The organism is Mesorhizobium sp. PAMC28654 (genome assembly GCF_020616515.1).
Lineage (GTDB): Bacteria > Pseudomonadota > Alphaproteobacteria > Rhizobiales > Rhizobiaceae > Mesorhizobium.
Genome location: NZ_CP085135.1, coordinates 5,504,831 through 5,520,248, shown reverse-complemented (window position 1 = coordinate 5,520,248; position 15,418 = coordinate 5,504,831). Strand labels below are relative to the sequence as shown.

The following is a 15,418-nucleotide window of genomic DNA, read 5'->3' as shown; positions in this document are numbered from 1 at the left end:
TCTTGGCATGACGATTCAGCCCAGCGATCCTACGAGCTGGCCTCCATCTCGGTGAGCCGTCGCAACCCTAAGGCCGACAGATCAAGCGTGAGCGGCTGAAGGCGATCCAGGGTCGCTTTACCGGTCCTAGTCAAGATATCTAAGAAGTCCTCCTGGTTGGGCTGCCCGAGCGCCAATCGGTAGATGAACCGTTGCTCGCGCAATGCAGCAAAACGGCTGACGTCTCGGCCGAAAGGGCGCTCGAATATGTAGCGGGTGATCTCTGCACCGTCGAAGATCCACCACGGGCGAAGCCCGGACCAGTCCCCGTGGTCAGCTTCAGCGATGGCAGCCAACCGAATCCAGGGTGATGCGCGATCCTCACCGTTCCACAGCATCGGCCCGATCTCCCGGGCTAGACCGCGGCGAACAGCAAGGCCTGCATAGCGTTGAATGCGTCCTTCCCGTTGTTCCAGATCCAGCGGATTGGACGAGAGATCCCAATGCGCGACGCGAGAGCACCATGGATGGAAGTCCAGCCCCTCCTGGCCGACAGAGGTCGTCACCAGCACGTGCGGCCAGAACGGGGTATTGAAGCTTCTTCGCACCTCATCCGGCCGGACGGGCGTCCGCTCCTCTTCACCGGGCTCGGCCGCAGCAGACTCCGCGTCGCCAAAAGGGACCGCGACGTGACAACGAAGCCGAATACGCTTGCCCTCCCCGATAGGATGGAAGTTGAAGCCGCCAGCCACGAGAGTCAGGGTAGCGCGTAGGTCGTCTGCCATGGCCTGAGCCGTAGACAAGCTCTGGGACTGGATCCAGAAATGCTCGTCTAGCACGCTTTCAAGATTGCCGTCCCGGGCGCCCCTCATAACGCCCTCGACACTGCTAGCGCCGCCCAGCGCCGCGAGCATCACTGGATTATCGAGGTAAGCCCGGAGGCCCTGCCAGCACAACCTGACTAGCGCCGGATAACCGTCGCCAAGTGCCCCTGCGGCGTGGCGAAGAAGCGCTCGCCCGGCGATGACACCAGGCGCCGACAGAGCGTAGTCAGCAAGATCGGATAACTCGACCGGCGAGATGGAGTTTAGTGCCGGGGTGAGCCTCCAGGCGTTCAGTGCCAACGCTGCCTTCGCGTCGGCGCCGACGACTCTTTCCCACGCGTCGGCTGAGGTCTCCGCTGTGCCGACCCGCTTCTCAAGGGCGGGCAGGAGACGTCCAATCGGTCGGTGTCGCCGCCGCGTCTTGGCCGTCCCGCGATCCACATGGATGGCCGGTCTCAATTCCCTCAGAGCTTTGGCAATTTGCTCTCGCATGCGGCGTCGCACGTTCGTGAGACTCGCGCCAACTCCGGCGGCCGCCAAAGGATCGGTGTTTAGGATCAGCCACGGTGACGGATGGAAGGCAGCCATGACCGGATTTGGAGTGTCCGACAGCTTCAGCCTGCGCCGTTTAACATATATCTCATAGCCGCCGCGGTCTCCCTTCAGCCACCGCGACTCCACACCGAAGCTCAACAAGGCCGCAACGCTCGGGGGCGTCGCCTTAAACCGACTGAACATCAGTAGCTTCGGATCGGCAACCTGCCCGGCCCAGCCTCCCTGAAGGGGCCACCAAGCGAGCGACGGTGCTACCCAAGGCATTGCGAGTTGCTCTGGAGGCGCAGCCAAACCGAGTGCTCGGAGTTTGGCGTCGGGCCAATCGGCCGGCGCGTCCAGCTTGCGCTTCATAGTCTCGTTGACTGTCACTAGGCCCTTCATCGGCTTGAACTCGCGACCGCGCCAAGCTGCATACCCCACGCCCAGGGACTGGGCCGGCAGGGGCACGGAGGACCAATACGCCAAGGCCTCGCTGCGCTGCTTGTCTTCGAACGAACCAACAAGATGTTTATAGGCAGCTACGTCCAGGGTTGACAGGGGCGCGCGCAGCGGTGTGGTGCCGTTATCAAAGCGGTTCAGTGCCAGTCCACCCACCCGTTCAGTGCGAGCCATTACAGGCTCAAGCAACGCCTTCAGCTGATCGCGCAGCCCGGCCGCCTTGCGGATGCCGGCCTCCATTGCAGCGGCATCGCCGTCTCCCGTCGAAACGATCTCATGTAATGGACTTGCCCCGAAAAAGTGGAGAGTTTCCTTCTGATGAAAGGCGACCTCGATGACGAAACAGAGACAGTTTACGGATGCGTTCAAGGCGGAGGCGGTTGGCCTTGTGCGAACGAGCGGTCGGACGAAGCGGCAGATCGCGGAGGATCTTGGTGTTGGTTTCTCGACGCTGACGCGATGGATGGGTCGGCAGCTGGATCGTGAGATGGGCGATCCTGGGCGTCCGCCTGATGCTGATGTCGCCGCTGAATTGAAACGGCTGCGGCGGGAGAATGAAATCCTTCGGCAGGAGCGGGATATCTTGAAACGGGCGACGGCTTTTTTCGTCAAGGAGGGAAGTCGGTGAGGTTCGCGCTCATCGACCAGGCGAAGAAGGATTTCCCTGTGGACCGTTTGTGCGCGACGCTGGGTGTCAGCCCGAGCGGCTACTTTGCCTGGGGGCGCCGGCCGGCGTGCCGCCGGCAGCGCGACGACATGATAATGCTGGCGCATGTGCGATCGTCGTTCGCGCTGTCGAACGGAACCTATGGTAGCCCGCGCATGACGCGGGAACTGCAAGACAATGGCTTTGCCATTGGCCGGCGCGACGAACGGCGCGTCTGATGCGGGAGAATGGCCTCCAGGCAAGACAGAAGCGGCGGTTCAAGCGCACGACGGACAGCGAACACGCCTTTCCGGTTGCCCCCAATGTCATCGACCAGGATTTGCCGCCACTGGTCCCAACCAGAAATGGGGTGCCGACATCTCCTACATCTGGACGCGGGAGGGCTGGTTGTACCTTGCTGTCGTCATCGATCTGTTTGCCCGCAAGGTCGTTGGCTGGGCTGCTGGCAACCGGCTACACCGCAGCCTGGCTCTGGCAGCGCTCAACAAGGCGTTCGTCATGCGGCAGCCGGAACCCGGCCTCATTCACCACTCCGACCGCGGCAGCCAATATTGTTCTATCGACTACCAAGCCGAATTGCGTGCCGCCGGCGTCATCATCTCAATGTCAGGCAAGGGCAATTGCTTTGATAACGCCATGGTCGAAACATTCTTCAAGACGCTGAAAACTGAACTGATCTGGCGCACCTCTTTCCTTACCCGCGCCGATGCCCAAGCCGCCATTGCCCGATATATCGACGGCTTCTACAATCCCATCCGGCGGCATTCCGCGCTCGACTACATCAGCCCGATGCAGTTCGAGCGAAACGCCGCCGAATGAGCAACCCGCTCTCCACTTTACCGAAGCAAGTCCAGAGAGTGGGAATGCAGAGAAGGAAGTTCAGCCGCGAGTTCAAGCTTGAGGCGGTGAGATTGGTGAAGGATCGGGGCGTTGCGGTGGCGCAGGCGGCCCGTGATTTGGATCTCCATGAGAATGTGCTGCGCAAGTGGGTCCGCGAGACGAGCGCTGACCCGCAGCATGCCTTTCCCGGCCATGGTCAAATGAAGCCTGAGCAGCAGGAGATTGACCGGCTGCGTCGGGAAGTTACTAAGCTGAAGGCGGAGCGCGACATCCTAAAAAAGGCCGCAGCCTACTTCGCGAGGGATGCGATATGAGGTTCGCCTTTATCGCGAAGCACCGTTCGATCTGGCCGGTGGCATGGCTGTGCAATGCGCTGGATGTGTCGCGCTCAGGCTTCCATGCCTGGCTCAACCGCAGCCCCAGCGCCCGGTCCCAGCACGACGAGATGCTCGTTCCCAGGATCGACCGGAGCTTCAAGAGCAGCGACCGCGCACCTATGGCGCCCGTCGCGTCTGGCACGACGTCTTGGCTGAGGGAGTCTCCTGCGGTCTTCATCGCGTCGAGAGGCTCATGCGGGAGAACGGCTTGCGTGCCCGGCCTCGGCGCCGCGGGCTACCGAAGGACACTGGCGAGCGAGCCGCCGTGTCGGACAATCTCCTTGATCGCGCCTTCGAAGCTGCTGCTCCGAACCAGAAGTGGATTGCCGACTTCACCTACATCTGGACCGCCGAAGGATGGCTCTATGTTGCGGCGGTCGTCGACCTGTTCTCCAGGCGTGTCGTCGGCTGGGCGATGAAGGCCGAGATGACGGCCCAACTCGTCACCGACGCCCTAATCATGGCGATCTGGCGCCGAGGCAAGCCAGACAGCCTGCTCCATCATTCGGACCAGGGGTCGCAATATACGAGCGAGCAGTTCCAGCGCCTGATGGCCGATCACGGCATTACCTGCTCGATGAGCCGGTCCGGCAACGTCTGGGACAATGCTGCGATGGAGAGCTTCTTCTCGTCGCTCAAAACCGAGCGGACAGCCCGCAAGGTCTACAGGACGAGGGATCACGCCAAGGCAGATGTGTTCGATTACATCGAATGCTTCTATAACCCTCGGCGAAGGCACTCGACGCTGGGCTATCTCAGCCCCAACGAGTTCGAGGAGCAAGCTATGCTAGCTTAACCGGGTGTCCGAAAAACCGGCAGCAGGCCAATGAGGCCGACACTCCGCTAATCTGCGATCCAATCTGAGCCAAATGATCTGACGACGGACAGTTTGTAGACGTTGCGCAGCCGGTGGGCTTCGTCGAACACGACCAGATCCCACTTGGTCATGGCGAGTTCGTCCGAACACCGCGCGGCGAACTCATAGCTTGAGATGATGATCCCGGGAGAATCGCGGAACGGCTTGGCGTGCCCCTCCTTCTTCAAGACTTTATAGGTAGCCGACTCCAAAATCGTTGCAGGCAACGAAAACTTCTCGCGCAGCTCCTGCTCCCATTGCTTACGTAGGGAGGCCGGGACAATCAAAAGAATGCGGCGCTTCTGCTCAGCCCACTTCTGACCCATGACGAGACCAGCTTCGATCGTCTTGCCGAGACCGACCTCGTCGGCCAGGAGCACACCTTTCGAGAGCGGCGACTTCAGGGCGAACAAAGAGGCTTCGACTTGATGCGGATTCATCTCGACCCGCGCCGCGGTCAGTGAGCGTGTGAATGCGTCCTGGTCGAAGCCATCCAAGGTAATTCGATGGCTATGGTAATGACCCTGAACTTGCGTATAGGAAGCCAAAATTCCCCCAAACTTATTTCGCTCGAAATCAGACGCTCAAGTCGGAGCGAGGATGCCCCGGCAATTTCTACTAAGCCGCTCAAAATATCGCAAGCTGATGATAAATGATTCGAGCATTCTCATCTGCTTGTAGCTGCGCCCTGCTGTGGACCCTGCTGTTGTTTATTTGGTTCTGGCGCACCAGGTTGGAACGACGTAGGTGCCTGAACGGTCGAAGTGTTACCATTGAAGGCGGCGGGATCTCAGTTCCGAATTGCGGCGTATACCATGTGACGTTGTGCAATCGCCGCCTTCGCTGCAGTCATCATGTGGCATCGGCGTCAGCGGCAGTTCGTCAGTCGGGATAGATTCTCGGTCTCGCAGAGACCGGCCAGGGCGCTCTGCAACGGAATTTAGAGTCTCTTCGCCATTCTAGGCGTCTGACAGGCACCCGCTGCTGCTCAGCCCTGTTGAGTTCGAGAAAAAGGCATATATGGACCTTGATACCTCTCAAGCGAAACGCGGCAACCCGAAAGCTGGTTTGACAATTTGGGAATAAAACCTTTGTTATCAATGACCGATAGCACAACGTTTGACAGCCTAACCACTTGAACTGCCACGGCTGTTCCAGAACGGCTCAGCGTGGAATAGAATGACGCCCGTGGCCTGCTGAAAGGCCGCGTATGAGCGAAAGATCGAATGGCAACCACGGAACTGGAACAGCCGGGGACTGGCTTGAGCGCACGCGCGACGCGGACGCTGAAGGCGGTGCCGCGCGCCTGGAATCGGTTCTGGCGCCTGGTTTCGCTTTATATGCCGAAGCGGCTCTATGCCCGCTCGCTGATCATCGTCATCGCGCCGATGATCCTGCTGCAGTCGGTCGTCGCCTTCGTCTTCATGGAACGCCATTGGGCAACCGTGACGCAGCGCCTGTCGCAGGCGACGGTCCGTGACATCGCCGCCATCATCGACATGATGGAGACTTATCCGCACGACGTCGACTACGCCAACATCATCCGCATTGCCCAGGACCGCATGCAGCTGAAGGTCGACCTGTTACCGCCCGACCCCTTGCCCGCGCCCGGTCCAAAACCGTTTTTCTCTATTCTGGATGATGTGCTATCGGCCGAGATCACCCGCCAGATCAACCGTCCGTTCTGGATAGACACGGTCGGCAATTCCAACATCGTCGAGGTCCGTGTCCAGCTCGAAGGCAAGGTGCTGCGCGTCTTCGTCCGCCGCAGCCAGGCCTATGCGTCGAACACCCATATCTTCCTGATCTGGATGGTCGGCACCTCGCTGGTGCTGCTAATGATCGCCATTCCGTTCCTGCGCAACCAGATCCGCCCGATCCTGACACTGGCCGAAGCGGCCGAGAGTTTCGGCAAGGGCCGGCCGATGCCGCGCGATTTCCGCCCGCGCGGCGCCGAGGAGGTTCGCCGCGCCGGCTTCGCCTTCATCCAGATGCGAGAGCGCATCGAACGCCAGATCGAGCAGCGCACCGCCATGCTGACCGGCGTCAGCCATGATCTGCGAACCATCCTGACCCGCTTCAAGCTGCAGTTGGCGCTGGCTGGCAGCAGGGCCGACACCAAGGCGCTCAACCAGGATATCGACGACATGCAGTCGATGTTGGAGGGCTATCTCGCTTTCGCGCGCGGCGAGGCCTCGGAAGACGCCGGCCGCTTCGATCTCGAAGCCTATTTCCAGAAGCTCGGCGAGGAAGCCAGGCTGCGCAAGCGCAAGCTGTCGACCACGCTTGCCGGCGACCGCGATGTGCATGTGCGGCCCAATGCCTTTGCCCGCCTGATGTCCAACGTCATCGGCAATGCCTTCCGCTACGCCAAGACGGTGGATGTAAACGCCACGCATGGTCGCGGCACCCTGCTCGTGACCATCGACGATGACGGCCCAGGCATCCCGGCCGACCGGCGAGAGGATGTGTTCAAGCCGTTCGTGCGGCTCGACGAGGCCCGCAACCTCGACGCCAGCGGCACTGGGCTCGGCCTCTCCATCGCCCGCGACATTGCCCGCAGCCATGGCGGTGACATCACGCTGGACGACAGCCCGCTCGGCGGCCTGCGCGCCGTCATCAAGGTTCCCGCCTGACCGATCGTGCAATTGCAGGTTGGGCCTTCATCCGCCCGTCATGAAAGCATGGTGAAGAGCGCGCATGAAGCGCGCGATATCATTCGATTCGGTCCTGCCGCCTCGCCACGACCGCGTGCCCGCCCGGGTGCGCTGGAGCGAAGCGCGAGCAGCAAGCTGGTCGCCGTTTCGGCATCGTTCCAAGACAGACAACGACCTTTCGAGCAGAGGGCCGCCATGCGCATCCTGATGGTCACCGACGCCTGGCGCCCGCAAGTCAACGGCGTCGTCCATACGCTCGAACGGCTCACGGAGACGCTGAAGTCCTTCAACGTCGAGGTGGACTTCCTGACACCCAACATTTTCCGCACCCTGCCCTTGCCGACCTACCCCGACATCAGGCTGGCGCTGACCACGCCAGGTCACGTCGCTCGCCTGATCGAGGCGCGCAAGGCCGATCATATCCACATCGTCACCGAGGGTCCGCTCGGCTACATGGCGCGGCGCTATTGCCGCAACGCCGGCCGGCCGTTCACCACCAGCTACCACACCCGCTTTCCTGAATACCTCAGCGCCCGCCTTCCGGTTCCGGAAAGCTGGGCCTATCGCTGGCTGCGCGACTTCCACAATTCCGGACAGGGCACGCTGGTCGCAACCCAGTCGCTCGCCGACGATCTCGCGGCGCGCGGCTTCACCAAGCTCAGGCCATGGACGCGCGGCGTCGACACCGACCATTTCCGTCCCGACAAGAAGAAGGACCTCGGCTTCCCCGGCCCGGTGTTCCTGTGCGTCGGGCGTGTCGCCATCGAAAAGAACCTTTCCGCTTTCCTCGACCTCGATTTGCCCGGCAGCAAGGTGATCGTCGGCGAAGGCCCGGAATTCGCCAAGCTGAAGGCGAAATATCCCGACGCCCATTTCCTCGGCCACCGCCCCAATGACGAACTGGCCGAGATTTACGCTTCGGCCGACGTCTTCGTCTTCCCCAGCCGCACCGACACATTCGGCAACGTCATCATCGAGGCGCTGGCCAGCGGCACGCCGGTCGCCGCCTATCCGGTCACCGGGCCGATCGACATCGTCGGCGACGGTATTGGCGGCGCGGTGTCGAACGATCTCAGGGAAGCCGCGCTGGCCGCGCTCAACGTCAGCCGCGATCAGGCGCGCGAACGCGCCATGCGCTACAGCTGGAAAGCCTGCGCCGAGATGTTCATGGACACGGTCGAGGAAGCGCTGGGCACGCAGCGAAAGCTGGCGGCCTGATCGTGCCTTTCGTTATCCAGGAGCGAAGCCGACTCACCGCCCCGGATAAAAAGCGAGGCGACTCGTGATCAGGCGTTAGTCCGCCGCGGCGCCTTGCCTGAATACTCCATTGCCGGGATGGCTTGGATCAAGGCTTGCATGGTGTGACTTCCGAACATGACCCAGATCAAATGATAATTCAGTCCAAGGCTGTGTAGTCATCCACACTTGAGACGCGCCGCTGTCGGCGACTTATAATTTACCATTTTTGCCTACATTGCGGCATGTTCGAAGCAAAATTGCCAAACAAGATGAACAGTTCCACGGGCCATTTCATCAGGCCCGAAGGTATATTGCTGATAGTTCTGCTCGTAGCGGCTTTCTTGCCCGTACTGCTCGTCGACATACCGGCTATGGTGGACTATCCAAATCATCTCGCAAGGATGTCGATCCTGATGCGTGCCGGTACGCCCGAGGCCCATCCCTACTATGAAGCCGCATGGGCGCCCTACCCCAATCTAGCCATGGACCTTGTTGTCCCGTTCGCTGGACGCTTGATCGGGATCGAGCTCGCGGCAAAGCTCTTCTATCTGATCTCGCAAATGCTGGTCGTTAGCGGAGCAATGGCCATCGGGGCGGCAGCACAGGGGCGTGTGATCCTCAGCGGCTTCGTTGCATCGCTGTTCCTCTACGCCATGCCTTTCGCTTTCGGATTCGTGAACTTCGAATTTGCGTTCGGGATAGCTCTTTGGGCCGTCGCGGTTTGGATTTGGCTCGAGGAAAGACCTTTGCCGCTGCGCCTTGCCATCCACGCCGTCTTCGTCGTGGTTCTGTATATCTCTCACCTGTTTGTCCTCGGCCTGTACGGCGTCGTGGTGGGGCTGTACGAACTGTCGCGCTGGCCCGACCATATCGAGAACTGGAAACGCACGGTCTTGCTGGTTGTCGGAATGGCTGCTCCCGTCGTCGCGTTTGGCGCCCTGGCGCTCGCCTTCGGCGGCAAAGTGGGTGGCGAAGGAACCGAATGGGCCCTGTCGGCAAAGTTGTTAGCGCTGGTTCAAGTCAACGGCTTCAGCAGATACACGTCCTCAGCCGTGACCGCGGTGCTGATCATTCTCACTTACCTTGTGGCGAAGCACAGGATGGTCGAGATCTCTCGCTTCGGCTGTTGGATAGGCTTTGGCCTGCTGTGCCTGTTCATTGTCATGCCGTTTCGTGTTGCGGACACTGCCTTTGTCGACGGGCGTGTTCTTCTGGCGCTTATTCTGATCCTGCCGGCCTTCGTCACGATCAAGTATCCGCAAGGCCCGCGCGGAACGCTTTTCGTCGCGCTAGCAGTTGGCGTCGGGCTTGCAAACAGCAGCGTCGCGATCTGGGCGCAATTGTCGTGCCGCAGCGAATACCGTACGCTGATAACCGCGTTCGACGCCATTCCAATGGGCTCGCGAATCCTTACCGGTCAGAATGGTCCTCCGGAAGACCCGCCGACGAATCTGCTCCTCTATCCAATGTACAATGCCGCCGCGTTGGCCGTGGTCACACGCGATGCACTGATACCGACGCTGTTCACCTATCCGGGAAAACAGCCGGTGAGGCCCCGGCCGGAAGTAGCAAGCCTGACCGTACCGCAAGGCGGGCCCATCCCGATGTCTGAGCTGGAGGCCTACGCCGCCGGTGCATCCCCACCGGTCGAGGCGGCTTATGCAGCGCATTGGACCCGCGACTTTGACTATCTGCTGGTAATCGCGCCGGAGACTGACCCGTCCCGACACGGCTATCTTGAATTGATCGCCGCAGGCAAGCAGTTCAAATTATACCGGATAAGGAAATTGGTCGACGCGGACAGAGGAAGCGGATGACGTTCGTGCGCGCTACCCTCTGTCAAATCATCCGCATGAAATCCATGCTGAAGCATCAGCCGAAAGGATTATCAATCTATCCCGGTTCGCCTGAAGGCGTGGGTTCTGATCCCCAGTTGGGACCCTAAAACAACCTGCCTCCGTTCGGCACCTCGCGCTCAATCGCACCAAGCACCACGGCACCCTGGACTTGCTTCGGTAAAGTGGAGAGCGGGTTGCTCATTCGGCGGCGTTTCGCTCGAACTGCATCGGGCTGATGTAGTCGAGCGCGGAATGCCGCCGGATGGGATTGTAGAAGCCGTCGATATATCGGGCAATGGCGGCTTGGGCATCGGCGCGGGTAAGGAAAGAGGTGCGCCAGATCAGTTCAGTTTTCAGCGTCTTGAAGAATGTTTCGACCATGGCGTTATCAAAGCAATTGCCCTTGCCTGACATTGAGATGATGACGCCGGCGGCACGCAATTCGGCTTGGTAGTCGATAGAACAATATTGGCTGCCGCGGTCGGAGTGGTGAATGAGGCCGGGTTCCGGCTGCCGCATGACGAACGCCTTGTTGAGCGCTGCCAGAGCCAGGCTGCGGTGTAGCCGGTTGCCAGCAGCCCAGCCAACGACCTTGCGGGCAAACAGATCGATGACGACAGCAAGGTACAACCAGCCCTCCCGCGTCCAGATGTAGGAGATGTCGGCACCCCATTTCTGGTTGGGACCAGTGGCGGCAAAATCCTGGTCGATGACATTGGGGGCAACCGGAAAGGCGTGTTCGCTGTCCGTCGTGCGCTTGAACCGCCGCTTCTGTCTTGCCTGGAGGCCATTCTCCCGCATCAGACGCGCCGTTCGTCGCCGGCCAATGGCAAAGCCATTGTCTTGCAGTTCCCGCGTCATGCGCGGGCTACCATAGGTTCCGTTCGACAGCGCGAACGACGATCGCACATGCGCCAGCATTATCATGTCGTCGCGCTGCCGGCGGCACGCCGGCCGGCGCCCCCAGGCAAAGTAGCCGCTCGGGCTGACACCCAGCGTCGCGCACAAACGGTCCACAGGGAAATCCTTCTTCGCCTGGTCGATGAGCGCGAACCTCACCGACTTCCCTCCTTGACGAAAAAAGCCGTCGCCCGTTTCAAGATATCCCGCTCCTGCCGAAGGATTTCATTCTCCCGCCGCAGCCGTTTCAATTCAGCGGCGACATCAGCATCAGGCGGACGCCCAGGATCGCCCATCTCACGATCCAGCTGCCGACCCATCCATCGCGTCAGCGTCGAGAAACCAACACCAAGATCCTCCGCGATCTGCCGCTTCGTCCGACCGCTCGTTCGCACAAGGCCAACCGCCTCCGCCTTGAACGCATCCGTAAACTGTCTCTGTTTCGTCATCGAGGTCGCCTTTCATCAGAAGGAAACTCTCCACTTTTTCGGGGCAAGTCCACCCTCTTCGTCAGGGAAGCCGAGCGTCAGCACTTCCGACATGAACGGGCCGATCTGGCGCGGTGGGAAATTGACCACCGCGAACACCTGCCGGCCGATCAGTGTTTCCGGCGTATAGTATTTGGTGATCTGCGCCGAAGATTTCTTGATGCCGATGGCCGCGCCGAAATCGATCTTCAGCTTGAACGCCGGCTTGCGCGCTTCCGGAAACGGCTCGGCCTCGACGATGGTGCCAGCGCGGATGTCGACGCGATCGAAATCGGCAAAGCTGATCTCGGGCTTGCGCTCGCTGCTCGAACTCATTTGCGGTCCATACCCTGACTTGGAGCATGACCTTGGAAAGTAGAATCCGGGCTCCGGACAAGATCATGCTCGAACAAACAGACAGAGCCTTATCCTGATTCCCTCGGGATGGAACAGGCTCAGGCGTTGCCGTGCGTCTCGAACAGCACGCCGGCCAGCGCATCCTTGGCCGAGGTTCCCGACCAGACGACGAACTGGAATGCCTGGAAATAGCATTCGCAGGCCTCGAGCGCCGAGGACAAGAGCACCTCGACCTGCTGGCTCGACGGCTCGACACCACCGGCCAGAAGCAGCGACTGGCGGAACATGATCGCGCCTTCTTGCTCCCAGAGGTCGAAATGGCCAAACAGCATCTGCTCGTTGATCAAGGACAGCAGCCGCATCACTTCCAGCGCTCGGGTTTCCGGCACCTTGATGTCGAAGGCGCAGGCCAGATGCAGCGCCTCGAAGTCCTCCATCCAGGAGAAGGAGACGTGATAGTCGGTCCAGCTTCCCACGACCGAAATCGAAATCTCGTCGTCGCCGGCCCGTTCGAAGGACCAGTCGTTGTTGTGGGCCACCTGTTCGATCACATCCACCGGATGGATTTCGCGGGACAATTCGAGTTCGAGAAGTTCCATGGAATGCTTCCTGTGTTCTGAGGAGCGCCACCACACGCTCCGGGGGGCACACACAACGAACAATCATGTCTAGAACTCGGACGGTCAGGGACTTCTCAACGCAAAGACCCAGACCGGAACCCCACCGCCCGGCGGCATGACCCGGTTCCGAATCATGCAACAAATTCAGTCTATTGATCGGGAGTCGCGTGAACAGCCCAATTTTTCGCACTGCGTCATTCGCATGTGGAAAGCCGCTGTCACAAAGATTCATGCAATGCCGTTAAGCGATTCACGGCAAAGCGCTTTTTAGGATTATGCTTTGTGGAAAAGTTTAACGATTATTTTTTTGTTTTGGGCTTGGCCGAAGACGCGGGTGCGGCCTGACCGGTCAATTCCGCGAGCCTCGCCTCGAGCTCGTCGATGCGGCTCGACAGCCGGGCATTCTCCTCGCGCGCCTTGGCCGCCATGTCGCGCGCGGCCTCGAATTCCTCGCGCTGCACCACGTCCATGGTGTTGAGGATGCGTTCGGCCTGTCCCTTGAAGGCGGTCTCGACCTCGCGGCGCACCCCTTGCGCGGCGCCGGCGGCGTCGGTCATCAGCTTGGCGAATTCATCGAGAATGCGGTTCGGTCCGGTCGACATGGCAAATCCTCGGTTGCTCGAAATGACGTAGTGGCGCGCGGCGCGGAATGCAAGAACGTTGCGGCCCGGTGCGGCATCAAGTCGGCCTCCGCCTTGCCTTGACCCCGCCAAAACCCTGCCGCATGGTCCGCGCCCAAACGCGTTTCGCAACCGAGAGTGCCCCGTTGAACGAATATTTCCTGCTGCCGCTGGCCTCCCTGCCCTTCCCCAACATCAACCCGATCCTCATCCAGATCGGGCCGCTGGCGGTGCACTGGTATGGTGTCGGCTACATCGTCGGCATCCTCTTTGCCTGGTGGTACGCCAAGCGGCTTATCACCAATCCGAAGCTGTGGCCCGACGGCAAATTGCCGATGAAGCCCGAGGACCTCGATGACTTCATCGTCTGGGCCGCGGTCGGCGTCGTGCTTGGCGGGCGCACCGGCTACGTGCTGTTCTATGACTTGGCGCGCTACATCCAGCACCCGCTCGATATCTTCGCGGTCTGGCAAGGCGGCATGTCGTTCCATGGCGGCCTGCTCGGCGTCATCCTCGCCATGACGCTGTTTTCCATAAAACGCGGCATCCGCACCTGGTCTCTGTTCGACGTCGTGGCGGCCGGCGTGCCGATTGGCCTCGGCCTGGTGCGCGTCGCCAACTTCATCAATTCCGAGCTCTGGGGCCGGCCGACGGACGTGCCCTGGGCGATCGAATTCCCCAATGGCGGGCCGTTCGCGCGCCATCCGAGCCAGCTCTACGAAGCATTCCTCGAGGGCATCGTGCTGTTCCTGGTGCTGCGCGTCCTCACCCATTCGCGCTTCAAGCTGAAGACGCCGCGCTTCGTCGGTGGCGCCTTCATCTGCGGCTACGGTCTGTCGCGCATCTTCGTCGAGTTCTTCCGCGAGCCCGACCAGCAGCTCGGCTATCTGCTCGGCACCAATTGGCTGACCATGGGCATGATCCTGTCATCGCCGATGGTGCTGGCCGGCATCTGGGCGATGATGACAGCCAAGCCGGTGACGCAATCGCAGCCACAGGCGACATGACTCGGTTGAAGACCCGCATCGCCGAGCTGATCGAGGCAACGGGGCCGATCCCCGTCAGCGAATACATGGCGCTCTGCCTGTTCGATCCCAGCGACGGCTACTACACGACACGCGAACCGTTCGGTGCCGCCGGCGACTTCATCACCGCGCCGGAGATCAGCCAGATGTTCGGCGAACTCATCGCCGTCTGGCTTTACCAGGCCTGGGCGGCGATCGGCCGGCCGCTGCCGGTCACCATCGCCGAGATCGGCCCGGGGCGTGGCACGCTGATGAAGGACATGCTGCGCACCCTGTCGCGGCTTGATCCAGCGCTGACCACCGGCGCGTCCTTCGCCATGATCGAGACCAGTCCACGTCTGGCCGAGGTGCAGAAACGGACGCTTGCCGGAGCAGCTGCCGGCATCGCCTGGCATGAAACCATCGCCACATTGCCGCAACTGCCGCTGCTCATCGTCGGCAACGAACTGTTCGACGCAGTGCCCGTCCGCCAGTTCATCCGCGCTGGCGCCGGCTGGCGTGAACGCATGGTCGGCTTCGACGACGCCAACGAATTGCGCTTCTTTGCCGGCGCCGGCTCGGTCGATCCGTCGCTGCTGCCCGATGATGCCACTGATGCGCCGCAAGGCGCGATCGTCGAGATCGCGCCGGCCCGCACGGCGCTGGTGGCTGTTATCGCCGAGCGGATTTCCAGGCATGGCGGCGCTGGCCTGTTCCTCGACTATGGTCATCTCCGGCCCGGCGTCGGCGACACATTGCAGGCCCTGCGCAAGCACAATCACGAAGATGTGCTGGCCAATCCCGGCGAGGCCGACCTCACCGCCCATGTCGATTTCGCCGCGCTGGCAACAACAGCGCGCGCGCATGGGCTCGACGCTCATCTCTCCGCACAGGGCGACTTCCTCTTGGGCATGGGCATCCTCGAACGCGCCGGCCGGCTCGGCGCCGGCGCCGATGAGGCGGCACGGGAGAAGATCGCCGGCGCGGTCGAACGGCTCGCCGGACCGCAGGCCATGGGCGAGCTTCAAGGTGCTTGCCGTCCTGCCCGCAGGCATCGCCGTCGCGCCCTTTACGTCAGCGCATTGACTTTTCGCCGCCACCTCTTTCACTCTGCCGGCTTTCGCAAGGCCGGCGCGCACCGGTCCAGAACTTCGCCCGCCTGAACTTCGTCTTGACGAAA

Annotated in this window: 10 protein-coding genes and 3 pseudogenes; 7 read left to right on the top strand and 6 right to left on the bottom strand. The window is 61.2% G+C overall.

What is annotated here, in order from left to right; translation table 11 throughout:
- Positions 1–29: 29 nt before the first annotated feature.
- Complete coding sequence (locus tag LGH82_RS33735) at positions 30–764, bottom strand: helicase-related protein (RefSeq protein WP_413771479.1); 735 nt, start codon at positions 762–764, stop codon at positions 30–32.
- A 1,350-nt stretch (positions 765–2,114) separates the two neighbouring features.
- Between LGH82_RS33735 and LGH82_RS33730 the strand changes: the two are divergent.
- Positions 2,115–3,282: pseudogene (locus tag LGH82_RS33730) on the top strand (IS3 family transposase).
- A gap of 44 nt (positions 3,283–3,326) precedes the next feature.
- Positions 3,327–4,476 (top strand): annotated as a pseudogene (locus LGH82_RS27050) (IS3 family transposase).
- Positions 4,477–4,523: 47 nt separating this feature from the next.
- Here the strand turns inward: LGH82_RS27050 and LGH82_RS27045 are convergent.
- Positions 4,524–5,033, bottom strand: coding sequence for an SNF2-related protein (locus LGH82_RS27045; protein ID WP_227345650.1), 510 nt, complete (start codon positions 5,031–5,033; stop codon positions 4,524–4,526).
- Positions 5,034–5,762: 729 nt separating this feature from the next.
- On the opposite strand from LGH82_RS27045, the gene LGH82_RS27040 reads away from it, so the two are divergent.
- The 3 genes from LGH82_RS27040 to LGH82_RS27030 all read left to right on the top strand — a co-directional run bounded on the left by LGH82_RS27040 (position 5,763) and on the right by LGH82_RS27030 (position 10,249).
- Positions 5,763–7,172 (top strand): ATP-binding protein, encoded by a 1,410-nt coding sequence (locus LGH82_RS27040; protein ID WP_227345649.1) that lies wholly within the window; start codon positions 5,763–5,765, stop codon positions 7,170–7,172.
- 216 nt (positions 7,173–7,388) lie between these two features.
- Positions 7,389–8,411, top strand: a complete 1,023-nt coding sequence (locus LGH82_RS27035; RefSeq protein WP_227345648.1) for a glycosyltransferase family 4 protein — start codon at positions 7,389–7,391, stop codon at positions 8,409–8,411.
- Positions 8,412–8,674: 263 nt separating this feature from the next.
- A complete protein-coding gene (locus LGH82_RS27030; RefSeq protein WP_227345647.1) occupies positions 8,675–10,249 on the top strand; it encodes a hypothetical protein in 1,575 nt (524 codons plus the stop codon).
- Between the two features lie 219 nt (positions 10,250–10,468).
- On the opposite strand, the gene LGH82_RS27025 is transcribed toward LGH82_RS27030, so the two are convergent.
- The 4 genes from LGH82_RS27025 to LGH82_RS27010 form a co-directional block, all read right to left on the bottom strand.
- Positions 10,469–11,619, bottom strand: a protein-coding gene (locus LGH82_RS27025; RefSeq protein WP_413771365.1) for an IS3 family transposase whose coding sequence is annotated in 2 segments (ribosomal slippage) — positions 10,469–11,355 and positions 11,355–11,619 — 1,152 coding nt in all. Because the reading frame shifts where the segments join, the coding sequence is not laid out codon by codon here.
- 15 nt (positions 11,620–11,634) lie between these two features.
- Positions 11,635–11,973, bottom strand: a complete 339-nt coding sequence (locus LGH82_RS27020; protein ID WP_227345646.1) for a tRNA-binding protein — start codon at positions 11,971–11,973, stop codon at positions 11,635–11,637.
- Positions 11,974–12,092: 119 nt separating this feature from the next.
- Positions 12,093–12,593 carry a YbjN domain-containing protein gene (locus tag LGH82_RS27015; RefSeq protein ID WP_227345645.1) on the bottom strand — a complete coding sequence of 167 codons (501 nt, stop codon included), beginning with the start codon at positions 12,591–12,593 and terminating at the stop codon, positions 12,093–12,095.
- A 320-nt stretch (positions 12,594–12,913) separates the two neighbouring features.
- Positions 12,914–13,216 carry an accessory factor UbiK family protein gene (locus LGH82_RS27010; RefSeq protein WP_227345644.1) on the bottom strand — a complete coding sequence of 101 codons (303 nt, stop codon included), beginning with the start codon at positions 13,214–13,216 and terminating at the stop codon, positions 12,914–12,916.
- A gap of 164 nt (positions 13,217–13,380) precedes the next feature.
- On the opposite strand from LGH82_RS27010, the gene lgt reads away from it, so the two are divergent.
- Both lgt and LGH82_RS27000 read left to right on the top strand, forming a co-directional pair.
- Positions 13,381–14,241: a prolipoprotein diacylglyceryl transferase gene (lgt, locus tag LGH82_RS27005; RefSeq protein ID WP_227345643.1), complete on the top strand. Its 861-nt coding sequence runs from the start codon at positions 13,381–13,383 to the stop codon at positions 14,239–14,241.
- Positions 14,238–15,324, top strand: a pseudogene (locus LGH82_RS27000) (class I SAM-dependent methyltransferase). The gene lgt and the pseudogene LGH82_RS27000 overlap by 4 nt, the downstream one beginning before the upstream one ends.
- Positions 15,325–15,418 lie beyond the last annotated feature (94 nt).